The organism is Serratia sp. YWN4, from assembly GCF_055790845.1.
Window position 1 is genome coordinate 4,601,745 of the sequence record NZ_CM147696.1, and the last position, 26,208, is coordinate 4,627,952.

Here is a 26,208-nt window from a genome sequence, read left to right on the forward strand (position 1 = left end):
ACAGAAACAATGCACTAGCCGTAAGGGATAACAGCTAGGCATTGTTTCAGAAATTCTGGAAATTACAGAACGATATCAGATGAGAGGTATGATGAGTTTGTCACCGAGAAAAGCCGTCAAGCGGCAACATCATCATTTTTCCTGATACATCGATTCAATCTCATTCTGGTAACGCTGAAGGATCACCTTACGCCGCAGCTTCAGCGTCGGCGTCAGTTCACCCAGCTCCATGGAAAAGGCAGCGGGCAATAGAGTAAACTTTTTCACCTGCTCAAACAGTGCCAGCTCTTTTTGCATCTCACGCAGCCGGGTTTCAAACATTTCAATGATATGGCTGTTACGCAATAGTTCGAGCCGATCCTGATACCTCAAGTTAATCGATCGGGCATACTCTTCCAGCGATTCAAAACTCGGCACGATCAGTGCGGAAACAAACTTGCGCGCATCGGCAATGATTGCCACCTGTTCAATAAAACGATCCTGCGCCAGCGTGCCCTCCAGCATTTGCGGGGCAATATACTTACCACCGGAGGTTTTCATCAAATCCTTCAGGCGTTCGGTAATAAACAGGTTGCCATTTTCATCGATCATGCCAGCATCGCCGGTTTTTAACCAACCATCGGCGGTAAAGGTATCAGCAGTTTCCAGCGGTTTGTTGAAATAACCACGCATTACGATCGGCCCGCGCACCTGGATCTCATTTTCAGCAGCAATGCGCACTTCCACACCCGGCAAGGGTTTGCCGATCGAACCAAAGCGGAAATTGTTCTCTTCCCAGCAGGAAACGGTGGCACAGGTTTCCGTCATCCCGTAACCGTACTTGATGTTAACCCCCATCGCCTCGAAGAACAGAATGACATTGTCATCCAGTTTGGCTCCGGCCGCTGGCAGGAAACGCACTCGACCACCGAGGATCGCACGCAGTTTGCTCAGCACCAGCTTATCCGCCCAACGATGGGAAAAGTCGAACAGTTTGCCAAGCGGCTTGCCTGCGCGTTCTTGCAAAAACTTACGCTCACCGCAAACGATCGCCCAGTGGAACAAAGCGCGGCGCAGCCAAGATGCCCGCGCCACCTTCTCATGTACCGCACTGAAGATTTTTTCATAAAAACGCGGCACCGCGCACATCAGGGTTGGCCGTACTTCCGCCATCGCCTCACGCACCCAGTCGGTATTTGGCAGATAAACGTTCTGAGCGCCGGAATGCATGATAAAAAAGCTCCAGGCTCGCTCAAAAACATGCGACATCGGCAGGAAACTGAGTGAAACATCGTCCTCCGTTACCGTCAGACGATCGTCATGCAACTGGAGTTGCGCCGCCATATTGCGGTAATCCAGCATCACGCCCTTTGGTTCACCGGTGGTGCCGGAGGTGTAAATCAAAGTGAATAAATCTTGCAGGCAGCTATCCGCAATCCTTTCCTGACGTGCCGTTTCAAAGCGTTCGACATCGGCCTCACGTTCAAAGTGGCTCAGATACTGCGCAATTTCACAACCGCGCAGATCGGCAGCGTCGTCAAACACAATAATGTGGGTGAGCTGTGGGCATACGCCGCGCAGGGCGATGGCAGCATCCAACTGTGCCTGCGCACCGACAAATACAATGCGAATATCGGCATCATTGATGATAAAAGCGGCCTGAGCTGCGGTATTGGTCGCATACAGCGGCACACTGACGGCACGCAGTTGCAGAATAGCCAGATCGGCCAGCGACCAAGCCATGCAATTATTGGCAAAGATAGCTATGCGTTCCTGTACATCAACGCCAAGAGCCAAAAGCGCGCTGGCAATGTGGTTCACATGAGTGCCCACCTGCGACCAGCTCAATTGAGTTTCACCATCAGGGGACCACTGGCGAAAAGCAATGCAGTCAGCACGCTGAGAAATTTGATGCTGTATACGTTGGACCAGATGATAATGCTGCAACTTATTGATCATAGCGCTCTAAGCCTGAAATTAATCAAACGGTCAACCGTGATTGGAACACAAGTTCCTCTATCTCAGCTTACACGTGTTTACTTTTTTTTGCGCAGTCTACCGACTCTCTGCTGCTCGGAAAAGAGATTTCAGCGTAGAAGTGTGAGCTAAAACTTGAGTGCCTTCTGTTTACCCCTGACCTTAATGACAGAAGGTTTAATTCTGGACTGATAAATGAAGGGGATGATTAACAAACGGCTAGCAGGTTAAAACTCCGACTATGATATTTAATACAGAATTTAATTTCATAAATGGAAATTTATTAAAATACTGCAAAAAAAGTGTTTTAGAAAAAAATATTAAGATTTCTCTTATCACAAAGTAAGCATTTTCTTATTATCAGTAATAACCCTGAACTATTAACCCGAAGTACACGTAAGTACGTCGGGTTAATAAAGCGCTAAATTAACGCAATAACTCGGACTGGCTCAGAACAGATTTCATCCACTGGTGACCTTTATCTCGCTCGGCAGATTCGTGCCAGGAAAGATAGCAGGTGGCATTTTTCCTATCCCACGGTAATGAAATGATTTTGAGTTGCAGCGCTTGTGCATGTTGCTCAGCAAACCAACGCGGGGTAATAGCCACCATTTCTGTCATTGCGACGATATTCAGCACGCTGAACAGATCGGTACATTGCTGAGTGATACCACGCTGTGCGGCCTCTTCAACATAGAATGGCTTGCTAAAGGAACAGAAGCGCTCTAACGATATGACCGCATGCTGTTCAACCAGCATTTGCTCTTGGGTAACGCTGTTCATCAGGCGTGGGTGTGACTGCGCCGCAACCAGGCTTAATTCATCTTCAAATAAGGCGATGTTTTGAAATTCAGGATGCTCAAAACGGGTGTAGCCAATGACAAATTCAGTTTCCTGATAACGCAATTGGTGCTCAATGTTATTGTTCAGATAGGATTTTGCCTGCAACCGCACATTGGGTGCCATATTCTTGACGTTGTTAATTATCTTGGCCGTAAGGCGAATATCCAACGGGCTGCAGATAGAAAGCGTAAAAGTACGTTCACTGGTCAAGGCATCAAAACCTGAACCTGGCAACTCATTCTGAACCAATTGCAATGCCTGGCGTACCGGCCCAAAAAGCTGGCGCGCACGCATGGTAGGTTGGATGCCACGGCCAAAACGCACAAACAGTTCATCATTGAACATAACTTTTAAACGCGCCACGGCATTACTCACCGCGGGCTGCGACATCCCCAACGAATTGGCAGCGCGGGTAATATTCTGCATTTGCATAACTGCATCAAAAACAGTCAGTAAATTAAGATCTACGCTACGCAAGTGAATATCGCTGTTTTCTTTTTCTAAGACAGTTCCTGAATTATATTCAGACATATCTAACTCCACTAAGTCCCATGTAGATAATTCCGCCAGCGCGCAGGGGAATATCATGCTAAAAGTAACATTAAGTTATTCCCACACGGCGAAATTAGTTATCCCTATTGACTATCCACGTAGGATAACAATCGAGCATCATCCTATAAAAACATGACACAACGGCGAAGACTTACGCGCTGTGCGTAACGCCCGACACTTCAGGTCGGAAAACAATGACGGCATGCAAACATGTTGGCAGGTTTCACGCTCAAGTAATGGGCACCAAGCAGACATCCATAGTCATATTGAATCAGACCATAAAATGAGATAATGGACAATAATGAGATCTCAAAATAGGTGCCTTTAATGTGACTTAATTGCCTCTGATGCGTCGGCATTTCAGATTAAATACATAATATGTATTAATAAATTACATCAATTCAATAAATGAATGCAATTTTATTGTCAATTTCGCGTCCAAGCCTGTGCTTCCTCATCTTTTTGCCCTGGGAATTCTAACTGAGCGACATTAAGAATCAATGTAGTAGCACGGGATTCATGTCATTTATGCTAAAAAACTCGCAAAAATGACGCGTTTTTTGACCTCTTGATCGGTTTTTTTACCGAGCTTTCGTCTGTCGCCCTTGTTCCTTATCTGAGTCGCTGCAATCGCCCGGTTATCAATCAAATGTTGACATCACACAGCCAATAAAGTATCAAATTAGGCAACGAACACATTTTTAGAGAAGCTGACCTCAATGATCCGTACTCATCGTCTACTAGGCCTACTACTTAACGCATCTTCTTTGCGCGGTATGCTGGTGGGCAGAGTTCAGAACTGATTCAGCCCATCATCTGTAGAAACCCGCGCTAGTGCGCGGGTTTTTTTTTGCCCGCTTAGCGTGAAGCAAACACGATAAGGAACTATCAAATGAGCCAACAAGTCATTATTTTCGATACCACATTGCGTGACGGCGAACAGGCACTGCAAGCCAGCCTGAGTGTGAAAGAAAAAATTCAGATCGCCATGGCGCTGGAAAGGATGGGTGTCGACGTGATGGAAGTCGGCTTCCCGGTCTCTTCTCCGGGGGACTTTGAGTCGGTACAAACTATCGCTCGCCAGATCAAAAACAGCCGCGTCTGTGGCCTGGCCCGCTGTGTAGACAACGACATTGACGTGGCGGCGGAAGCGCTGCGCGTTGCCGAAGCGTTCCGTATCCACGTATTCCTGGCCACCTCCACCCTGCACATTGAGTCAAAATTAAAGCGCTCATTTGACGAAGTGCTGGAGATGGCGGTGCGCTCAGTGAAGCGTGCGCGCAACTACACGGATGATGTCGAATTCTCCTGTGAAGATGCTGGCCGTACACCGATTGACAACCTGTGTCGCGTGGTGGAAGCCGCCATCAACGCCGGTGCCACCACCATCAACATTCCCGATACGGTCGGTTACACCACCCCCAACCAGTTTGGCGGCATTATCACCACTTTGTATGATCGCGTACCTAACATTGATAAGGCGATTATTTCCGTTCACTGTCACGACGATCTGGGCATGGCTGTCGGTAACTCGATCGCCGCAGTACAGGCCGGTGCTCGCCAGGTAGAAGGCACCTTGAACGGTATCGGCGAGCGTGCCGGTAACTGTTCACTGGAAGAAGTGATCATGGCGATCAAAGTTCGCCAGGACATCATGAATGTGCATACCAATATTAATCATCAGGAAATTTACCGCACCAGCCAGTTGGTCAGCCAACTGTGCAACATGCCAATTCCTGCCAACAAGGCCATCGTCGGTTCCAACGCCTTCGCCCACTCCTCCGGTATCCATCAGGACGGTGTGCTGAAAAATCGCGAAAACTACGAAATCATGACCCCGCAGACCATCGGTCTGAAAGACGTGCAGTTGAATCTGACCTCACGTTCCGGCCGTGCGGCGGTGAAACACCGTATGGAAGAGATGGGCTATAAGGAGCAGGATTACAATCTGGACGTGCTGTACGCTGCCTTCCTGAAACTGGCCGACAAGAAAGGCCAAGTGTTCGATTACGATCTGGAAGCGCTGGCCTTTATCAACAAACAGCAGGAAGAACCCGAACATTTCAGCCTGGGCTACTTCAGCGTACAGTCTGGCAGCAGTATTATGGCTACCGCCTCGGTCAAACTGATCTGCGGCGATGAAGAAAAAGCCGAAGCGGCGACCGGTAACGGCCCGGTGGACGCGGTGTATCAAGCGATTAACCGCATCACCGAATACCCTATCGAACTGGTGAAGTACCAGTTGACCGCCAAAGGCCAGGGCCGTGACGCTCTCGGCCAGGTTGATATCGTCGTGTCTTACCAAGGCCGCCGTTTCCATGGCGTAGGCTTGGCTACCGACATCGTCGAATCTTCCGCCAAGGCAATGATTCACGTATTAAATAATATCTGGCGCTCACAGCAGGTAGAAAAAGAAAAGCAGCGCTTGCAGCAAACCAAACAACAAAATAATCAGGAAACGGTGTGAACATGACGAAGACTTACCACATTGCCGTCTTGCCCGGAGACGGAATCGGCCCGGAAGTGATGGCCCAAGCCCACAAAGTGCTGGATGCAGTGCGCCAGCGTTTTGGTATCCGCATCACCCAATCAGAATATGACGTCGGTGGCATTGCCATCGATCGCCACGGCAGCCCGCTGCCAGCGGCCACCCTGGCAGGCTGTGAACAGGCCGATGCCATTCTGTTCGGTTCGGTCGGTGGCCCCAAGTGGGAAAACCTGCCACCGGCAGAGCAGCCTGAACGCGGTGCGCTGCTGCCGCTGCGTAAACACTTCAAGCTGTTCAGCAACCTGCGTCCGGCGCGTCTGTATCAGGGGCTGGAAGATTTCTGCCCGCTGCGGGCCGACATCTCAGCCCGCGGCTTCGATATTCTGTGCGTACGTGAACTGACCGGCGGCATCTACTTCGGGCAACCGAAGGGCCGTGAAGGCCAAGGCATGCATGAGCGTGCTTTCGATACCGAAGTGTATCACCGCTTTGAGATCGAACGTATTGCGCGTATCGCCTTTGAATCAGCCCGCAAGCGCCGCAACAAAGTCACCTCCATCGATAAAGCCAACGTGCTGCAAAGTTCGATCCTGTGGCGTGAAGTGGTGACTCAGGTCGCTAAAGATTACCCAGACGTATCGCTGTCGCACATGTATATCGATAACGCCACCATGCAGTTGATCAAGGATCCGTCCCAGTTCGACGTGCTGCTGTGCTCCAACCTGTTCGGCGATATCCTGTCTGATGAATGCGCGATGATCACCGGTTCCATGGGTATGCTGCCTTCCGCCAGCCTGAACGAGCAAGGCTTCGGTCTGTTTGAACCCGCGGGTGGCTCCGCACCGGACATCGCAGGCAAAAACATTGCCAACCCAATCGCACAAATTCTGTCCGCAGCCCTGCTGTTGCGTTACAGCCTGGGTGCCGATGAAGCCGCAGACGCCATTGAGCACGCCATCAATCAGGCGCTGGAACAGGGTTACCGCACTGCCGATCTGGCCGGTGACGGCAAAGCGATCGGCACCAGTGAGATGGGCGACATCATTGCCCGCTTCGTGGCTCAGGGGGCATAAATCATGGCCAAGACTTTATATCAGAAACTGTACGATGCCCACGTGGTGCATGAAGCACCGAACGAAACGCCGCTGTTGTACATCGATCGCCACCTGGTGCATGAAGTCACTTCTCCGCAGGCGTTTGATGGCCTGCGCGCGATGGGGCGTAAAGTGCGCCAGCCGGGCAAAACCTTTGCCACCATGGATCACAACGTTTCCACCCAGACCAAAGACATCAACGCCAGCGGCGAAATGGCGCGCATCCAGATGCAGGAGTTGATCAAAAACTGTGCGGAGTTCGGTGTCTCGCTGTATGACCTGAATCATCCGTTCCAGGGCATCGTGCACGTTATCGGCCCTGAGCAGGGCATGACGCTGCCGGGCATGACCATCGTCTGCGGCGACTCCCATACCGCCACCCACGGCGCGTTTGGCTCACTGGCCTTCGGTATCGGCACGTCGGAAGTTGAACATGTGCTGGCAACGCAAACCCTGAAACAGGGCCGCGCCAAGACCATGAAGATTGAAGTGACCGGCGAGGCCGCAGAAGGCATCACCGCCAAAGACATCGTGCTGGCCATTATTGGTAAAACCGGCAGTGCGGGCGGTACCGGCCACGTCGTGGAGTTCTGCGGTAAAGCGATCGAAGCGTTGAGCATGGAAGGCCGCATGACGCTGTGCAATATGGCGATTGAAATGGGTGCCAAAGCGGGCCTGGTGGCACCAGACGACACCACCTTCGATTATCTGAAGGGCCGTCAGTTTGCACCGACCGGTGCTAATTGGGAACAGGCGGTTACCTACTGGCGCACGCTGAAATCCGATGCCGATGCCAAGTTCGATACCGTCGTCACCCTGCGCGCCGAAGAGATTGCGCCACAGGTCACCTGGGGCACCAACCCCGGCCAGGTTATCGCCGTCAATCAGGCGATCCCGGCACCGGAATCCTTCAGCGATCCGGTTGAGCGTGCTTCTGCCGAAAAAGCGCTGGCCTATATGGATCTGAAACCCGGTATCAAACTGACCGAGGTGGCGATCGATAAAGTGTTTATCGGTTCCTGCACCAACTCACGCATCGAAGATCTGCGCGCGGCGGCAGCAATTGCCAAAGGGCGTAAAGTCGCTAACGGCGTGCAAGCGATTGTGGTCCCAGGCTCCGGCCCGGTGAAAGCTCAGGCAGAAGCCGAAGGGCTGGATCAGATCTTTATCGAAGCCGGTTTTGAATGGCGCTTGCCAGGCTGCTCTATGTGTCTGGCGATGAATAACGATCGCTTGAACCCCGGCGAGCGCTGCGCGTCCACCAGCAACCGTAACTTCGAAGGGCGTCAGGGCCGTGGTGGGCGTACCCATCTGGTCAGCCCGGCGATGGCGGCTGCCGCTGCCGTGACTGGCCATTTTGCCGATGTCCGTGAACTGCATTAAGGAGCACCACCGTGGCTAAATTTACTCAACATACCGGTTTAGTGGTGCCTCTGGATGCGGCCAACGTCGATACCGACGCCATTATCCCGAAGCAGTTTCTGCAAAAAGTGACCCGTACCGGTTTCGGCCAGCACCTGTTCAACGACTGGCGTTTTCTGGACGACGCCGGTCAGCAGCCTAACCCAGAGTTCATCCTGAACCAACCGCGTTACCAAGGGGCCAGCATCCTGTTAGCGCGCGAAAACTTTGGTTGCGGCTCTTCCCGCGAACACGCGCCTTGGGCACTGACTGATTACGGTTTTAAAGTGGTGATTGCACCGAGCTTTGCCGATATTTTCTACGGCAACTCGTTCAACAACCAGTTACTGCCGGTCACTCTGAGCGAGCAGGATGTTGACACGCTGTTCAAGCTGGTGGCAGAGCACAAAGGGATCGAGTTTGTGGTAGATCTGGAAAACCAGACGGTGAATGCCGGGGGCAAAAGCTATCCGTTTGAGATCGACAGCTTCCGCCGCCACTGCATGATTAACGGTTTGGACAGCATCGGCCTGACGCTGCAACACGCAGCGGATATCTCGCGCTATGAGGCCGAACAACCGGCGTTTCTGAACTAAGCGTTATCGAAACTAAATCAGAGGGGACGATCGCTCGTCCCCTTTTCTTTATTACCAATAACCCAACCACTTCCACCATAGCCCGCCAACCACCATCCAGATCAGCAGGTTGACCACGCTCATCACAAAGCCGGTTTTCCACCATTCCCCCAGCGTGGCATAGCCGGAACCAAAGATAATCGGCGCGGTACCGGTCGCATAGTGGGTTAAGGACATCATCAGCGATGAAGAGAACGCCAGAATCAGGCCAAGCAGCGCAGGCGGCGCGCCTAAAGCGATACCGGCGGCAAAGAAGGCGGCGAACATGGCAGTAACGTGCGCCGTGGTGCTGGCAAAGAAATAGTGCGAGTACAGGTAGATCAGCGTCAGCAAGATCGTCCCGCCGACCCAGCTCATCCCCATACTATCAATACCCGTTCCGACGGTTTTCGACAGCCAACCGATCAGCCCGAGTTTGCCGAGGAAGGTTGCCATCATCACCAGTGCGGCAAACCATACCACCGTATCCCAGGCTCCTTTGTGTTTCAGCACGTCATCCCAACTCAGCACGCCGGTCATCAGTAAGATTGCCAAACCGATAACCGCTGCGGTGGTTGGATTCACCGCCAGCACCGGGCCAAAAATCATGGCGGGAACCCCGGCCCACAGCACCAGCAACAGGGCAAACACGCCCAGCGTGATTTTCTCTGCCAATGTGATTACACCGAGCGCCTGTAGCTTTTCCTGCGCAAAACGCGGCGCATCCGGGGTGCTTTTAATTTCCGGCGGATACAGTAGATAGACTACCAGCGGCATCACGATCAGCGAACAGATTGCCGGTACCAACGCGGCGATCGCCCACATCGACCAGGTCAGTTCAAATTCAGAACCAGCCCCTTTGGCGATCAGGTTAACCACCAACGGGTTAGGCGCGGTTGCGGTGATAAACATCGCCGAAGTGATCGGGTTGATATTGTAGTTCACCAACGCCAGATAGCGGCCAATGGTGCCGGAGGTATTCAGTTCAGGTTTAGAGCCAAAACTGTCGGCGATCGACTTCATGATCGGGTGAATGATCCCACCACCACGGGCGGTATTGCTTGGCGTCACCGGTGCCAGCACCGTTTCGGCCATGGTTAGCGCATAGGCGATCCCCAGCGTCTTTTTGCCAAACAGCGAGATAAAGTAGTAGCCAATACGCGCACCCAAACCGGTTTTATTCAGGCTGAGGGAGATCATGATCGCAAAGCCGATCAGCCAGATAAGCTGGTTGGAGAAGCCACTGAGTGCATCATCCAATGCGGCCGCCGGTTTACCAGGGTTAGTCACGCCGGTCAGTGCCACCAGCGCAATGGCAATGATAGAAACCGCGCCAATCGGCATCGCCTTGCCGATAATGGCCACGATGGTCCCAATAAACAGCGCCAGCAAGTGCCAGGCATTGGGGGAAACCCCTTCAGGCACCGGAATGACAAACCAGATAATCAGAGCAACAATGATGGCAACCAGAGAAGGAACGGGCTTTAGCGGAGTTAGTTTATCCATAACATACCCAATGTTATCAACGGGATCGGCATCTCAACAACAAGATGGACAAGAGCGCGAGGTTCACGCTCTGATAGTGTCTATCTTAGGGAGTATGGTGCGATTTTCTCAATGATATGCATCAAGTAAGCCACTGTTCAGCTTCACACTTCGCGCACTCTGGCGCACATCCATAGCGCCAGCATCGCCAACAGGGTGATCAACCAGTAAACCGCGTAGTGGCCAAAATTCTCCACCAGCGCGCCTTGCAATATGCCCGCCAGGATCACCCCGGTAGAAATACTGTTGGTAAACATGGTGGTTGCCGCTCCCGGCCGCCCCGGCATCAGATCCTGAAAATACAGCATACCGATCCCGGCAATAATGCCGATAAAGATCGCATTGAAGAGCTGCAACACCATCAGCGCGGCCTTGAATTTGAACAACACCAACCCGGCATAGAACAGCACGCCCGCCGCGACCGCAATCAGCATCATGTTGCGTTTGCCAAAACGTTTGACGTAATAACCCGCCAGCAGCATGGCCGGGATTTCCAGCCCCGCCGCCGTGCCCATCAGCAACCCCGCCAGCCGCTCCGGCAGGCCGAGATCGGCAGTGATATACAGCGGCATATCAATAATGTACATGGTATTGCAGGTCCACATCAGCATCGAGGCCAGGAATAACAAGCGAACATCAGGATCGCGCCAGGCGCTAATCGGCGCGATGGGTGGTGAATCCACGCTGATTTCAACCTGCGCGCGAGGTACCGAAGGCAGTATCAGCCACACCAGCAATGCGCAGATAACAAAAATCGCCGCCGCGCTCAGGAACATCAGGGTAAAACCGTAATTCAGCGCCAGCATGAACGATAGCGGCGGGCCAATCACCCAGGCCAATGAAAGCTGGGCACGCATCAGCGAACTGAACATCACCACTTCACGTGCCGAACTGTCGGCATATTCACGCGCCAGCGCAAAAATCTGCGGCATCGCCGTATTGGCTACTGCTGCCAGCAGCACCCCGGCGGTAATCAGCGTCAGATAATCGCGATTGAAGGCAAACAGCAGGCTGTTACCCACCGCCATCAGGCAGCACAGCAGGATCAGCTTGCGCCTATCGCCGCGGGTATCTGAACGTTTCGCCAGCAGGAAACTGACAGTGATCCCAGCGATCGCATTCAGGGTATAAAACAGCCCGACCCAGAGCGGGCGGACCTTTACCTCGGTGGTAAGAAATAAACTCAGCGTGGGAGCCTGCAACGCGCCAGCGATGCCGGAAAGAAAGGCAATGATCAGAAAAGCGGCAAAAACGGGATTGAAACGGCGTGGCAACCAGCGTTTAACATTCATACCTGCGTCCCTGACCAGAAACAAAGAGGCTTATGCTACAGAAGGAAAATTACAGAAGAAAGTGACGTTGCAGATAAAAATACCAGTGGGTTACCCCACTGGCTGGTGAAAAGCACCATTACTCAGAAACATTTTTTTATCAGGGGTAAATTATCGGCGTAATATAGGGAAAGATAAATTGACGGATTGATACCGGAGAGTTCCTCTTTTATGTCTACCTCGCGCTTGCAACAACAGTTTATCCGCCTGTGGCAACGCTGCCATGGTCAACCCACCGAAACCACGTTGCAAGAGCTGGCCGAGGTGCTCAGTTGCTCACGCCGTCATGTGCGATCCTTGTTAGGTGCGATGCAGCAGCAAGGCTGGCTCACCTGGCAGGCCGAAGCCGGGCGTGGCAAGCGTTCACAGCTCAGCTTCCATTACACCGGCCTGGCACTTCAGCAGCAGCGCGCTGAAGAGTTGCTGGAGCAGGATAAAATCGATCAGTTGGTGCAACTGGTGGGCGACAAAAATGCCGTGCGCCAGATGCTGCTTTCCCAACTGGGGCGCAGCTTTCGTCAGGGTAAACATATCCTGCGGGTGCTCTACTATCGCCAGCTTTACAACCTGCTGCCCGGCTCGGCACTACGCCGCTCAGAAACCCATCTGGCGCGGCAAATTTTCAACGGTCTGACGCGCATAAATGAGGCAAACGGGGAAATCGAATCCGATCTTTCACATCACTGGCAGGCCGTAACGCCTTTGCACTGGCGCTTTTATCTGCGCCCGGCGATTCGCTTCCATCATGGCCGCGAGCTGGAGATGGAAGACGTGATCCATTCTCTGAATCGGCTGATCCCGCAGCCCCTGTTTTCCCATATCGATAAAGTCACTTCTCCCACGCCTTATGTGATCGACGTCCACCTGCACAGCCCGGACTATTGGCTGCCCTGGCTGATGGGCAGCGTGCATGCGATGATCCTGCCACGCGAATGGCAGAGCCTGCCGGATTTCGCCCGCCATCCTATCGGCACCGGGCCTTACAGCGTGGTACACAATCATCGCAGCCAGATGAAGATCCATGCCTTCGATGATTACTTTGGCTATCGCGCGCTGATTGATGAAGTCAACATCTGGGTGCTGCCAGAAGTCACCGAAGAACTGGTGCATTCAGGCGTGCAGTTGCAGGGGGATGAAACGGGTAAAAATGAGTTGGAAAGCCGCCTTGAAGAAGGCTGTTATTTCCTGCTGTTTGACCAGCGATCCACGCTGGCGGCCAACCCTGAAATCCGCAGTTGGCTGAGTGAACTGATCAACCCGATCGCCCTGTTGAGCCACGCAGGATCGGTATATCAACGTTATTGGGCACCGGCCTACGGCATTCTGCCACGCTGGTTACATAACCGCGCGTTGCGGCAACAACCCAAGCCTGCGGGGCTAACCGAACTAACGTTAACTTTCTACAGCGAGCACTCGGAATTCCACGCCATCCAGCAGGCCATCACCGCCTTACTGGTGCAACATGGAATCAAGCTCAACGTGCAAATCATCAACTACGATGACTGGCATAAAGGTAGTGCGAACAGCGATTTATGGCTTGGCAGCGCCAACTTCACGCTGCCGCTGGAGTTTTCCCTATTTGCCACGCTGTATGAAACACCGTTAATCCAGCACTGTTTAAGCGCAGATATCGCCGACGATGCGGCTCTGTGGCGCGATAACCGCTTGCCGCTGGCGGAGTTCTGCCAGCGTTTGGTCAGCAGCCACCAGTTGCACCCGCTGTTCCATCACTGGTTGCAACTGCACGGCCAACGCACTATGCGCGGGGTGCGGATGAATACCCTCGGGTGGTTCGACTTTAAATCGGCCTGGTTCGCCCCGCCGGAAACATAAGTCTCTTTCACCGCTGCCACTTAGTCTCTACAATAGCGCCGTCTCAACGGGGTGCGGAAAACACCAGTGCAGTATGTTTTTCCGCTGAGAGTACACCCGTCGAACCTGATCCGGTCAATACCGGCGGAGGGATTTGAGCATGGCGCGTTAAATTTCACTGATTCACGCCCTCAGAGCCCTTTGCCCCTTAAATCTCAGGAGTGCAAAGTGGTTAAAAAATACCTGCCTTACCTACTGCTGCTGGCTGCCACGCCCGTGCTGGCTAAACCTACGCTGACGGTTTACACCTACGATTCTTTTGCTGCCGACTGGGGCCCTGGCCCGGCAATTAAAAAAGCCTTTGAGGCCGACTGCGACTGCGAATTGAAATTCGTGGCGTTAGAAGACGGCGTTTCACTGCTCAACCGCGTGCGGATGGAGGGCAACAACAGCGCTGCCGATATCGTGCTAGGGTTGGACAACAACCTGCTGCAAGCGGCAAAGCAAACCGGCCTGTTCGCCGCGAGCCAGATTGATACCGGCAAGCTCACCGTGCCGGGTGGCTGGCAGGACAACACCTTCATCCCTTACGATTACGGCTACTTCGCCTTTGTTTACAACAAAGACAAACTGAAAAACCCGCCAAAAAGCCTGCAAGAACTGGTGAGCAGCGATCAGCCCTGGAAGATCATTTATCAGGATCCGCGCACCAGCACGCCGGGGCTTGGCCTGCTGCTGTGGGTGCAGAAAGTGTATGGCGACAAAGCATCAGAAGCCTGGCAACAGCTGGCGAAAAAAACCGTCACCGTCACTAAAGGCTGGAGCGAAGCCTATGGCCTGTTCCTGAAAGGCGAAGGCGATCTGGTGCTGAGCTACACCACTTCCCCGGCTTACCATCTGATTGAAGAGAAAAAAGACAGCTACGCGACCGCCAACTTCAGCGAAGGCCATTACCTGCAAGTCGAAGTGGCCGCTAAACTACAGGCCAGCAAAAACCCGGAGCTGGCAGAGCGCTTTATGCAGTTTATGGTTACGCCCGCTTTCCAGAACACCATCCCGACCGGTAACTGGATGTACCCGGTGATTAAAACCACGCTGCCAGCAGGTTTTGAGCAGATGACCGTGCCGCAAACCGCATTGCAATTCAGTGCTGAAGAGGTGGCAAAGCAACGTGGTGACTGGGTTCGTGCATGGCAAACCGCCGTCAGCCACTGATCCCGCGCTGGTTATGGCCGGGGCTGCTGGCCGCTGGCCTGATCGGGCTGATCGCTCTGCTGGCGATGGGCTCCTTATGGCGGCACGCCCCCGGCAGCGACTGGCGTAGCTTATGGCAAGACCGCTATCTGTGGCATGTGGTGCGTTTTACCTTCTGGCAGGCGCTGCTGTCGGCCCTGATCTCGGTACTGCCCGCCATCCCGCTGGCCCGCGCGCTTTATCGGCGGCGCTTCCCTGGCCGCAACCTGCTGCTGCGCCTGTGTGCCATGACGCTGGTCTTGCCGGTGCTGGTGGCGGTTTTCGGTATTCTGAGCGTGTACGGCAAGCAAGGCTGGCTGGCGGTTGTGTGCGGCTGGCTGGGGATCAATTACAGTTTCTCACCCTACGGCCTGCAAGGCATCCTGCTGGCCCATCTGTTCTTTAATCTGCCGCTGGCCAGCCGTTTACTGTTGCAGGCGTTGGAAAATATCCCCACCGAACAACGCCAACTGGCGGCACAACTGGGGATGAACGGCTGGCAGCAGTTCCGCTTTGTGGAATGGCCCGCACTGCGCCGCCAGATCCTGCCCAGCGGTGCGTTGATCTTTATGCTGTGCTTCGCCAGTTTTGCCACCGTGCTGTCGCTGGGCGGCGGGCCACAGGCCACCACCATTGAGTTGGCGATCTATCAGGCATTGAGTTACGACTACGATCTCAGCCGCGCCGCGCTGCTGGCGCTGATCCAACTGACCTGCTGCCTTGGGTTGGTGGTGATCAGCCAACGCTTGAACCAGGCGCTGCCGGTCGGCCATACCCATGCTCAAGCCTGGCGTAACCCGGAAGACAGCCGCGGGCGGCGCATCGGCGATACGCTGCTGATCAGCGCTGCCCTGTTATTGCTGTTACCACCGCTGCTGGCAGTCATTATCGACGGAGCCAATCACCACCTGATCACCGTGCTGCAACAGCCGTTACTGTGGCAGGCGCTGTTCACTTCGTTGCGGATCGCACTCGGTGCCGGTCTGCTGTGCGTGGTGCTGACCATGATGCTGCTGTGGAGCAGCCGCGAGCTGAAACTGCGGCAACGGCCCGCACAGGGCCAAATGCTGGAGCTGAGCGGCATGCTGATCCTGGCGATGCCGGGCATTGTGCTGGCAACCGGCTTCTTCCTGCTGCTGAGCGATACCATCGGGTTACCGCAATCTCCCTACGCGCTGGTGATCCTCACCAACGCGCTGATGGCGGTGCCTTACGCACTGAAAGTGCTGGAGAACCCGATGCGCGATCTGGCCGAACGCTATAACCCTCTTTGCTTGTCGCTGGATATCCACGGCTGGCAGCGCGTGCGCTGGATTGAGCTGAAAGCGCTACAACGCCCGCTGGCACAGGCGCTGGCATTTGCCTGCGTGCTGTCGATTGGTGATTTCGGCGTGGTTGCCCTGTTCGGCAACGAACAGTTCCGCACGCTGCCTTTTTACCTGTATCAGCAGATTGGTTCCTACCGCAGCAACGACGGGGCCGTGACCGCTGCGCTGCTGCTGTTACTGTGTTTCCTGCTGTTTACCCTGATTGAACGCTTACCGGGCCGCCATACCAATGTTGACGCTTGAAAAACTGACCTATCTGTATGAACACCTGCCGATGCGTTTTGACCTGCGCATTCAACCGGGCGAGCACGTCGCGGTGTTGGGGCCAAGCGGTGCCGGTAAAAGCACCCTGCTTAGCCTGATCGCCGGTTTTTTACCGGCGGCCAGTGGCAAACTTCTGTTGAACGGCAGCGACCACACCGCCACGCCGCCGGCCAAGCGCCCGGTTTCTATGCTGTTTCAGGAGAACAACCTGTTTGCCCACCTGACGGTGGCGCAAAACATCGGGCTGGGGCTGGATCCTGGCCTGCGTTTGAATAGCGGCCAGCGGCAGCAGTTGGCGCAGATCGCCCAGCAGGTGGGGCTGGAGGAACACCTGCAACGCCTGCCTGCGCAGCTTTCCGGCGGCCAACGTCAGCGTGCCGCACTGGCGCGCTGCCTGATTCGCCAGCAACCGATTTTGCTGCTCGATGAACCTTTCTCCGCGCTCGATCCGGCGCTGCGTAATGAGATGCTGCAACTGCTGCAAGAGGTGTGCGATCTCCGCCAGCTCACGCTGTTAATGGTTTCACACAATCTGGAAGATGCCGCCCACATCGCCCCCCGCACCTTACTGGTGGTGGATGGCCGCATCTATTACGACGGCCCAACCCAGGCGTTGATCGAAGGCAGCACCCCAGAAGCACGCGTGCTGGGCATTGCAACAAGAACGTGATCCAAGGCGCGTTTTTTATGCTGAATCAATAAACCTGTTGTGCGAGTTTTGCACCTGTGGTTTTATAAAATCCTGTTTTTTACTACTGATGATAAGGTTCCCTGTGATCGCATCCTCGCTGACTTCGACTCTACTACCCACCGCGCTACCAGCCGCGGTAGTCGTCGTGCGTGTGGTGGTGGTCGTCGGCAGTGCGCCGTAGGGTCCGAATCAACGCATCGATTCCCAAACCCCGCCGGCGCAAACCGGGCGGGGTTTCTTGTTTTAGTTCCCTGCCCAGAAATGCGAACCGGCCTTGACTAAGGATAGGAACATGGCAATTTCGGGTACGCCACACCAGAAACACCGCTTCACTGGCGCAGAGCTGATCGTACATCTGCTGGAGCGCCAGGGCATTACCACCATTGCAGGGATCCCCGGCGGCGCAGCGCTGCCGCTGTACGACGCACTGAGCCAAAGCACCGTGATCAAGCACGTATTGGCCCGCCATGAACAGGGTGCCGGTTTTATGGCCCAGGGCATGGCGCGCACTAACGGCAAAGCGGCGGTTTGTATTTCTTCCAGCGGCCCAGGGGCCACCAATCTGGTCACCGCCATCGCCGATGCCAAGCTCGATTCCATTCCGCTGGTGTGTATTACCGGCCAGGTGCCTTCCTCAATGATCGGCACCGACGCCTTTCAGGAAGTCGATACCTACGGTATTTCGATCCCAATTACCAAATACAACCACCTGGTGCGCGATATCCGCGATCTGCCGCAGGTGATCTGCGATGCCTTCCGCATTGCCGAATCTGGCCGCCCAGGCCCGGTATGGATCGACGTCCCGAAAGACGTGCAAACCGCAGTGATTGAGCTGGATGAACTGCCGCCGATCGCCGTGCCGGATGCCCCGCCCGCCTTTGACAGCGCACAAGTCACTCAGGCTGCCGCCATGATCAACCAGGCCAAGCGCCCGGTGCTGTATCTGGGTGGCGGTATTATCTGTGCCGAAGCGCATAAAGCCGCCTTGCAGATGGCCGAGCGCGCCAACCTGCCCACCACCATGACGCTGATGGCGCTGGGCGCGATGCCGGTAGAACATCCATTGTCACTGGGGATGTTGGGCATGCATGCGGCGCGCAGCACCAACTTTATCTTGCAGGAAGCCGATCTGTTGATCGTACTGGGTGCCCGTTTCGACGATCGTGCCATCGGCAAAACCGAGCTGTTCTGCCCGAACGCCGACATCATCCACGTGGATATCGATCGCGCCGAACTGGGCAAGGTCAAGCAGGCCAATATCGCGATTCATGGCGATGTCGGTCAGGTGCTGCAACAATTGCTGCCGCTGATCGAAGCGCAGCCGCGCAGCGCATGGCTGAAAATCGTTAACGATCTGAAGGGTGAATTCCCGTTCAACATGCCGAATGTTGAGGATCCGCTGAGCCATTACGGGCTGGTGAAAGCCGCCGCGCGCTGTGTGGATGAAAACGCCATTATCACCACCGACGTTGGCCAGCATCAGATGTGGGTTGCGCAGGCGTATCCACTGAGCCGCGCGCGCCAATGGCAGACTTCCGGCGGTTTAGGCACCATGGGCTTTGGCCTGCCAGCGGCGATCGGCGCGGCGTTGGCCGAACCGCAGCGCAAAGTGTTGTGTTTCTCCGGTGACGGCAGCCTGATGATGAACATTCAGGAAATGGCGACGGCGGTTGAGCACGATCTGGACGTCAAAATCATTCTGATGAACAACCAGGCGCTGGGGCTGGTGCATCAGCAGCAAACCCTGTTTTATCAGCAGCATATCTATGCCGCTACCTATCCGAAGCGTACCGACTTCCTGAAAATTGCCGCTGGTTTCGGCTTGGATACCTGCGATCTGAACGCAGAAGAAGATCCAGAAGCCGCGCTGATGGCCGCCATCCAGCGCCCTGGCCCCTGCCTGATCCATGCGCTGATCGATATCAATGAAAAAGTTTACCCGATGGTGCCACCGGGTGCCGCCAACATCGAAATGATTGGAGAATAAGCCATGCAGTCACTACAAAAGAATCCGCAGGTGATCCTGGAGCTGGCCGTGCGTAACCATCCGGGTGTCATGACGCACGTTTGTGGCCTGTTTGCCCGCCGCGCCTTCAACGTGGAAGGGATCCTGTGTATGCCGCTGAAAGACGGCACGCAAAGCCGCATCTGGCTGCTGGTGGCCGACGATCAGCGCCTGGTGCAGATGATCAGCCAGGTAGAGAAGCTGGAAGATGTGTTGCAGGTGAAACGCCACAGCGAAGATATGCGGGTGTTTGAACAGTTGGAAGCGTTCTTCCAATAAGATTGATGGCACCCCGATTGCCCGTTGGCGGGTATCTCAACCCGCCAACACCTTCCACAGCAAATGCCGATAAACCGGCATCAAAGGTTGTTGCAGCAAATAATAGAAACTGACCAGCGCGGCTACCCAGCTCACAACACAGACGACGCGCAGGCGCAGCGGCGTAAGCCAGAGTGCCAACTTATCAGCCCCACGTTTACCTTCACGCCACCAGCGCCAGCTCAGCCAAGCTGCCAGACAAATCAACAGCACCACCTCAAGCAGTAACCCTTTGAATAAACCGCCGCCATCACTGTTAGGGATATCGATCGCCACACCGGCCAGAATCCCGGGGAAGAAATAGACCGGCGGCCAGGTCAGGCAGCCGATGATATTCGGCAGGGCGAATTTGTAAGGCGGCAGATCGAGCATACCGGCCACCATCGGCACCAGCGGCCGCGTTGGGCCAATAAAGCGGCCAATCAACACGGTAACCATACTGTGCTGATGCAGCGCATGCTCGGTTTTATCCAGCATCGCCCGATTTCTTTGCAGAAATGACCAACGGTGCAGCGGCCCCTTAAAGGCACGGCCGATAAAATAGGAACTCCAGTCACCCAACAGGCAACCGACAATCCCGGCCCCCCAGGCCATGTAAAAATCCACCTTGCCGCTGCCAATCAGTGCGCCGATGCTGGCCATCATCACCGTGCCGGGCAGCAGCAGGCCGACCAGCGCCAGTGACTCCAGAAACGCCACTAACATCACCACCAGCAGGGTGAAAGCCAATGACTGAGTGATCAGATGCTGTAAATAGGCTTCCATTAGACCTCTGTTCGTTAGCAAGAGCGTGTGGGCGAAGGATTGTCCGGCTCACCTCACAGCGAGTCAACCAATGAATTATATGTGCTTTTGTTTAGATAAGACGATCATGAAAAAATACTGTATAAAAGACCATGCTAAAATTCATTTGATTTCGCAACAACGCTGCCGCTTGAAGAAGGGTGTATACCCAATGGATTTCAAGTTGCAGCTAGGCGGCAAGGGCGAGCATCCCCAGGAGCTTACTCAAGTAAGTGACTGGGGTAAGCGCACGCAGCCAACAACGCTGCGGCTTGAAAGACGAAGGGTATATGAGATCTCTCCAACAAGGCTTCCTACTCACTCGCCACTGGCGTGACACTCCGGCCGGCACCGAAGTCGAATTCTGGCTGGCGACCGACAGCGGGCCGCAGCAGCTCAAACTGGCCCCCCAGCCTTCGGTGGCTTTTATCCCCGCTGAGCAGCAGGCGCGCGCCGAGTTACTGCTGCGTGAAGAACGCCATATCGAACTGAAACCCCTGCCGCTGCTGGATTTCCATTCGCGCCCGGTGGTTGGCCTCTATTGCCGCCAACACCGCCAGTTCATCAAGCTGGAAAAAGTGCTGAGAGAAGGCGGCGTCAACGTTTTTGAGGCCGATATCCGCCCGCCTGAACGCTATCTGATGGAGCGCTTCATCACCGCACCAGTGTGGTTCAGCGGCCAAGCCAAGGGTAACGGCCATTTACTCAACGGCCAGATGAAACCGGCACCGGACTATCGCCCGAACCTCAAGCTGGTGTCGTTGGACATCGAAACCACCGCCCACGGTGAGCTTTACTCCATCGCGCTGGAAGGCTGCGGCCAACGCCAGGTGTACATGCTCGGCCCGGCCAATGGCGGCGATGAAGTGCTGGATTTCGAGCTGGAATACTGCAACAGCCGCCCGCAACTGCTGGAACGGTTGAATCAGTGGCTGGAACAGCACGATCCCGATGCGATTATCGGCTGGAACCTGGTGCAGTTCGATCTGCGGGTGCTGCAAAAACACGCCGAACGCTACCAGACCCCGTTGCGCTTTGGCCGGGGCGGCAACCTGCTGGAGTGGCGCGAGCACGGTTTCAAGCAAAACCACTTCTTCGCCAGCGCCGCCGGGCGCTTGATTATCGACGGCATCGAGGCGCTGAAATCAGCGACCTGGAACTTCCCCTCTTTCAGCCTGGAATCGGTGTCGCAAACGCTGCTTGGCGAAGGTAAATCGATCGATAATCCTTATCAGCGCATGGCGGAAATCGACCGGCGCTTTGCCGAAGATAAACCCGCGCTGGCGCGCTATAACCTGAAAGACTGTGAGTTGGTGACGCGCATCTTTGCCAAAACCGAACTGCTGACCTTTCTGCTGGAACGCGCCACCGTCACCGGGCTGGCGGTCGATCGCAGTGGCGGCTCGGTGGCGGCGTTCAGCCACCTGTATATACCGCGTATGCATCGGCAGGGCTATGTGGCCCCTAATCTGGGCGAACTGCCCGAAGAACACAGCCCCGGCGGCTTTGTGATGGATTCACAGCCCGGCCTGTATGATTCGGTCTTGGTGCTGGACTACAAAAGCCTGTACCCATCGATCATCCGCACTTTTCTGATCGACCCGGTTGGGCTGGTAGAAGGCATGCAGCACCCAGATGATGCCGATTCCATCCCCGGCTTTCGTCAGGCCCGCTTCTCACGCAGCAAGCACTGCCTGCCCGACATCGTCAGCCAGATCTGGCAAGGGCGCGAGGCGGCCAAACGCCAGCAGAACAAGCCACTGTCGCAGGCGTTGAAGATCATCATGAACGCCTTTTACGGCGTGCTGGGCTCGAGCGGCTGCCGTTTTTTCGATCCTCGACTGGCCTCGTCAATCACCCTGCGCGGCCATGAGATCATGCGCCAGACGCGGGAACTGATTGAGGCAGAAGGCTATCAGGTGATCTACGGCGATACCGACTCAACCTTTGTCTGGCTGAAGCAAGCGCACAGCGAACAACAGGCGGCCGAGATTGGCCGCAGGCTGGTTGCACACGTCAACCAGTGGTGGCAGCAGCACCTGCAACAGCAGTATGGGTTGGAAAACGCGCTGGAGCTGGAGTTTGAAACGCACTACTGCCGTTTTCTGATGCCCACCATTCGCGGTGCGGAACAGGGCAGCAAAAAGCGTTACGCCGGGCTGATAGCCAAACCAGACGGCAGCGAACAGATGGTGTATAAAGGCCTGGAAACGGTGCGCAGCGACTGGACCCCGCTGGCACAGCAGTTCCAACAGCAGCTTTACCGGCTGATTTTCAAGCAGTTGCCCTATCAGGATTTTGTCCGCGACTACGTGGCGAAAACGCTCAACGGCGAGTTTGACGATCAACTGGTGTACCGCAAGCGCCTGCGGCGCAAACTGAGCGACTATCAGCGCAACGTGCCGCCTCATGTGCGTGCAGCACGCCTCGCCGACGACTATAACCGCCAGCAAGGGCGGCCATTGCAGTATCAGAACGGCGGCTGGATCAGCTACGTGATGACCGTCGCCGGGCCAGAGCCGCTGGAAACCCAACATTCGGCGATCGATTACGATCATTACTTCGAACGTCAGCTACAACCGGTAGCAGACGCTATACTTCCATTTCTGCACGATGATTTCACCACCTTAGTGACCGGGCAGATGGGGCTATTCTGATATTATTCCTACAAGCCAAGCTGTAGGAAGAGGTCAGAAAAATCATCGGGTTTTGCAGGTGACGAATGCGTCGCCTTCCATTACCATAGCGCCCTTCCCAAATTCTGAACCACTCACCGTGCCGTATTGATGACGTATTCATGGTGTGAATAACTATTGCCCGTCAAATGAAAACAAACCGGGAATAGCATAATGTCAGTCAGTTAAGCAGAAAGTGCATCACCATTCGGCACAATGCTGAAAATTGCGCCCCCTCTCCCCAAGGAGAGGGAATTGGTTAGTCTTAACTGACCAGCATTAGAGAATAAAAAGCATTTGAAACAGGTCGCCAGCCTTCACCTGCCTGGCGATAAGACTTACTTAATAAGAATCGAGCCGACAAACTATGCCTTTTACACTTGGTCAACGCTGGATCAGCGATACGGAAAGCGAATTGGGACTGGGAACCGTGGTAGCGCTGGACGTGCGTATGGTTACCTTGCTTTTCCCCGCCACCGGTGAAAACCGCCTCTATGCCAGAAACGACTCGCCGATCACCCGCGTGATGTTCAATCCGGGCGACACCATCAGCCACCACGAAGGCTGGCAGTTGCAGGTGGAGGAAGTCAAAGAGGAGAACGGTCTGCTGACCTATATCGGCCTGCGGCTGGATACCGAGGAAGCGGGCGTCGCCATGCGCGAAGTGCTGTTAGACAGCAAGCTGACCTTCAGTAAGCCACAGGACCGTCTGTTTGCCGGCCAGATCGACCGTATGGATCGCTTTGCGCTGCGTTTTCGCGCACGTAAATACCAGAGCGAGCAGTACCGCCTGCCGTTCGCTGGCCTGCGTGGTATGCGTGCCAGCCTGATCCCACACCAGTTGCATATTGCCTATGAAGTAGGCCAGCGCCATGCGCCGCGCGTGCTGCTGGCGGATGAAGTTGGCCTGGGTAAAACCATCGAAGCCGGGATGATCATTCACCAGCAACTGCTGGCAGGCCGCGCCGAACGCGTGCTGATCGTGGTGCCGGAAACCCTGCAACACCAGTGGCTGGTAGAGATGATGCGCCGCTTCAATCTCTATTTCTCGCTGTTCGACGACAGCCGCTATTCTGAAGCGATGCTGGATAGCAGCAACCCGTTCGAAACCGAACAGTTGGTGATCTGTTCGCTGGATTTCGTGCGCCGCAACAAGCAGCGCCTTGAGCAGTTGGCCGATGCTCATTGGGACCTGCTGGTGGTGGACGAAGCCCACCATCTGGCCTGGAGCGAAGAAGCCCCCAGCCGCGAATATCAGGTTATCGAGCAGTTGGCGGAACATATTCCCGGCGTGCTGCTGCTGACCGCAACCCCTGAGCAACTCGGCCAGCAAAGCCATTTCGCCCGCTTGCGCCTGCTGGATCCGAGCCGCTTCCACGACTACCAGGAGTTTGTCAGCGAACAGCAGAAATACCGCCCGATCGCCGATGCGGTCACGCTGCTGCTGAGCGGTGAACGGCTGGCCGATAGCAAACTCAACCTGCTGGGCGAACTGATCGACGAGCAGGACATTGAGCCGTTGCTCAAAGCCGCCAACAGCGACAGCGATAACAGCGTGCAGGCGCGTCAGGAACTGGTCACCATGCTGATGGATCGTCACGGCACCAGCCGCGTGCTGTTCCGTAACACCCGCAACGGGGTGAAAGGCTTCCCGCACCGCCATCTGCATCAGATCAAGCTGCCGCTGCCGACCCAGTATCAGACGGCGATCAAAGTCTCCGGCATTATGGGCGCGAAGAAAACCGTCGAAGCCCGCGCCCGCGACATGCTGTATCCAGAGCAGATTTATCAGGAATTCGAAGGGGAAAATGCCACCTGGTGGAACTTCGACCCGCGTGTTGAGTGGTTGCTGGATTACCTGATCGCCAACCGCCACGAAAAAGTGCTGGTGATTTGCGCCAAGGCTGACACCGCGCTGCAACTGGAGCAGGTGCTGCGTGAGCGGGAAGCGATCCGCGCGGCGGTGTTCCACGAAGGGCTGACGATTATTGAGCGCGACCGCGCCGCCGCCTACTTCGCCTCACAGGAAGACGGCGCACAGGTGCTGCTGTGTTCTGAAATCGGCTCAGAAGGGCGTAACTTCCAGTTCGCCAGCCAGATGGTGATGTTTGACCTGCCGTTCAACCCGGATCTGCTGGAGCAGCGTATTGGCCGCCTGGATCGTATCGGCCAGATGCACGACATCCAGATCATGGTGCCTTATCTGGAAGACACCGCGCAGGCGATCCTGGGCCGCTGGTTCCATGAAGGGCTGGATGCCTTCGAACACACCTGCCCTACCGGCCGACCGATTTATGACAGCAGCTACGAGCAGTTGATTGGCTACCTGGCAGCGCCGACCGAGCAGGAAGGGTTGGACGAGTTTATCCACACCTGCCGCCAGCAGCACAATCAGCTCAAAACCCAATTGGAACAGGGGCGCGACCGCTTGCTGGAAATGCACTCCAACGGCGGCGAAAAAGCCCAGGCGCTGGCGGAAGCCATTGCCGCACAGGACAACGACGTCAATCTGGTGAGTTTCGCCCTCAACCTGTTCGACATCGTCGGTATCAATCAGGAAGACCGCAGCGATAACCTGATCGTGCTGACGCCGTCAGACCATATGCTGGTGCCGGATTTCCCAGGGTTGCCGCAGGATGGCTGCACCGTGACCTTCGATCGCGAGCAGGCGCTGTCGCGTGAAGATGCCCAGTTCGTCAGTTGGGAACACCCGATTATCCGCAACGGCCTGGATCTGATCCTATCCGGTGATACCGGTAGCTGCGCGGTTTCTCTGCTGAAGAACAAGTCACTGCCGGTGGGTACGCTGCTGGTGGAACTGGTGTATGTGGTCGAAGCACAGGCGCCGAAACACCTGCAACTGACCCGTTTCCTGCCGCCAACGCCAATCCGCATGCTGATGGATCGTAAAGGCACCAATCTGGCGGCGCAGGTAGAGTTCGAAAGCTTTAACCGCCAGTTGAACGCGGTGAATCGCCACACCTCCAGCAAGCTGGTCAACGCGGTGCAGCAGGATGTGCACGCGATGCTGCAACAGGCAGAAAGCCTGGTGGAAGCGCAGGCGCGCGAGTTGATCGAACTGGCCAAGCAGGAAGCCGATGACAAGCTGAGCACCGAACTGGCGCGCTTGGAAGCCCTGAAAGCGGTTAACCCGAACATCCGCGACGACGAAGTGGAAGCGTTGGAGTTCAACCGCAAGCAGGTGCTGGCTAATCTGAACGAAGCGGGCTGGCGCCTGGATGCTATCCGTCTGGTGGTGGTCACTCACCAGTAAT

Annotated in this window: 18 protein-coding genes and 1 riboswitch; of the genes, 13 read left to right on the forward strand and 5 right to left on the reverse strand. The window is 55.3% G+C overall.

Annotated elements, in window-relative coordinates:
* Positions 1-132 precede the first annotated feature (132 nt).
* Both ACX9GT_RS21290 and leuO read right to left on the reverse strand, forming a co-directional pair.
* Positions 133-1,938, reverse strand: coding sequence for an AMP-dependent synthetase/ligase (locus ACX9GT_RS21290; protein ID WP_473188592.1), 1,806 nt, complete (start codon positions 1,936-1,938; stop codon positions 133-135).
* Between the two features lie 444 nt (positions 1,939-2,382).
* On the reverse strand, positions 2,383-3,330 hold the full coding sequence (leuO, locus tag ACX9GT_RS21295) for a transcriptional regulator LeuO (RefSeq protein WP_473188593.1): 948 nt from the start codon (positions 3,328-3,330) through the stop codon (positions 2,383-2,385).
* A 913-nt stretch (positions 3,331-4,243) separates the two neighbouring features.
* On the opposite strand from leuO, the gene leuA reads away from it, so the two are divergent.
* From leuA to leuD, 4 genes are read left to right on the forward strand one after another with little or no spacing between them, the layout of a single operon-like run.
* Complete coding sequence (leuA, locus tag ACX9GT_RS21300) at positions 4,244-5,818, forward strand: 2-isopropylmalate synthase (RefSeq protein WP_473188594.1); 1,575 nt, start codon at positions 4,244-4,246, stop codon at positions 5,816-5,818.
* Positions 5,819-5,820: 2 nt separating this feature from the next.
* Positions 5,821-6,912: a 3-isopropylmalate dehydrogenase gene (gene leuB / locus ACX9GT_RS21305; RefSeq protein ID WP_473188595.1), complete on the forward strand. Its 1,092-nt coding sequence runs from the start codon at positions 5,821-5,823 to the stop codon at positions 6,910-6,912.
* A gap of 3 nt (positions 6,913-6,915) precedes the next feature.
* Entirely contained in the window at positions 6,916-8,316 is a 1,401-nt protein-coding gene (leuC, locus tag ACX9GT_RS21310) for a 3-isopropylmalate dehydratase large subunit (protein WP_473188596.1), read from the forward strand.
* A gap of 11 nt (positions 8,317-8,327) precedes the next feature.
* A complete protein-coding gene (gene leuD, locus ACX9GT_RS21315) occupies positions 8,328-8,930 on the forward strand; it encodes a 3-isopropylmalate dehydratase small subunit (protein WP_473188597.1) in 603 nt (200 codons plus the stop codon).
* Between the two features lie 51 nt (positions 8,931-8,981).
* On the opposite strand, the gene ACX9GT_RS21320 is transcribed toward leuD, so the two are convergent.
* The gene (locus ACX9GT_RS21320) at positions 8,982-10,454 is read right to left on the reverse strand and encodes a DASS family sodium-coupled anion symporter (RefSeq protein ID WP_473188598.1); all 1,473 of its coding nucleotides are present in this window, start codon (positions 10,452-10,454) and stop codon (positions 8,982-8,984) included.
* 143 nt (positions 10,455-10,597) lie between these two features.
* Positions 10,598-11,785: a sugar efflux transporter gene (locus tag ACX9GT_RS21325; RefSeq protein WP_473188599.1), complete on the reverse strand. Its 1,188-nt coding sequence runs from the start codon at positions 11,783-11,785 to the stop codon at positions 10,598-10,600.
* Positions 11,786-11,995: 210 nt separating this feature from the next.
* Here ACX9GT_RS21325 and sgrR point away from each other — a divergent pair, with 210 nt between their 5' ends.
* The 7 genes from sgrR to ilvN all read left to right on the forward strand — a co-directional run bounded on the left by sgrR (position 11,996) and on the right by ilvN (position 19,436).
* A complete protein-coding gene (gene sgrR / locus ACX9GT_RS21330; RefSeq protein ID WP_473188600.1) occupies positions 11,996-13,657 on the forward strand; it encodes an HTH-type transcriptional regulator SgrR in 1,662 nt (553 codons plus the stop codon).
* Positions 13,658-13,694: 37 nt separating this feature from the next.
* Positions 13,695-13,807: riboswitch (TPP riboswitch) on the forward strand.
* 57 nt (positions 13,808-13,864) lie between these two features.
* Complete coding sequence (gene thiB, locus ACX9GT_RS21335) at positions 13,865-14,851, forward strand: thiamine ABC transporter substrate binding subunit (RefSeq protein ID WP_473188601.1); 987 nt, start codon at positions 13,865-13,867, stop codon at positions 14,849-14,851.
* Positions 14,827-16,440: a thiamine/thiamine pyrophosphate ABC transporter permease ThiP gene (gene thiP / locus ACX9GT_RS21340; protein ID WP_473188602.1), complete on the forward strand. Its 1,614-nt coding sequence runs from the start codon at positions 14,827-14,829 to the stop codon at positions 16,438-16,440. The genes thiB and thiP overlap by 25 nt, the downstream gene beginning before the upstream one ends.
* Positions 16,427-17,131 (forward strand): thiamine ABC transporter ATP-binding protein ThiQ, encoded by a 705-nt coding sequence (gene thiQ, locus ACX9GT_RS21345; RefSeq protein ID WP_473188603.1) that lies wholly within the window; start codon positions 16,427-16,429, stop codon positions 17,129-17,131. Before thiP ends, thiQ begins: the two co-directional genes overlap by 14 nt.
* Before the next feature lie 88 nt (positions 17,132-17,219).
* Positions 17,220-17,333, forward strand: coding sequence for an ilvB operon leader peptide IvbL (ivbL, locus tag ACX9GT_RS21350; protein ID WP_459401273.1), 114 nt, complete (start codon positions 17,220-17,222; stop codon positions 17,331-17,333).
* 111 nt (positions 17,334-17,444) lie between these two features.
* A complete protein-coding gene (gene ilvB, locus ACX9GT_RS21355) occupies positions 17,445-19,139 on the forward strand; it encodes an acetolactate synthase large subunit (protein ID WP_473188604.1) in 1,695 nt (564 codons plus the stop codon).
* Between the two features lie 3 nt (positions 19,140-19,142).
* On the forward strand, positions 19,143-19,436 hold the full coding sequence (ilvN, locus tag ACX9GT_RS21360) for an acetolactate synthase small subunit (protein WP_024527189.1): 294 nt from the start codon (positions 19,143-19,145) through the stop codon (positions 19,434-19,436).
* 36 nt (positions 19,437-19,472) lie between these two features.
* Here the strand turns inward: ilvN and ACX9GT_RS21365 are convergent, their stop codons facing one another.
* Positions 19,473-20,240, reverse strand: a complete 768-nt coding sequence (locus tag ACX9GT_RS21365; RefSeq protein WP_473188605.1) for a DedA family protein — start codon at positions 20,238-20,240, stop codon at positions 19,473-19,475.
* Positions 20,241-20,548: 308 nt separating this feature from the next.
* Between ACX9GT_RS21365 and ACX9GT_RS21370 the strand changes: the two genes are divergently transcribed.
* Entirely contained in the window at positions 20,549-22,915 is a 2,367-nt protein-coding gene (locus ACX9GT_RS21370) for a DNA polymerase II (protein WP_473188606.1), read from the forward strand.
* Between the two features lie 385 nt (positions 22,916-23,300).
* Positions 23,301-26,207, forward strand: coding sequence for an RNA polymerase-associated protein RapA (gene rapA / locus ACX9GT_RS21375; protein ID WP_473188607.1), 2,907 nt, complete (start codon positions 23,301-23,303; stop codon positions 26,205-26,207).
* The last annotated feature ends 1 nt before the right edge of the window (position 26,208 follow it).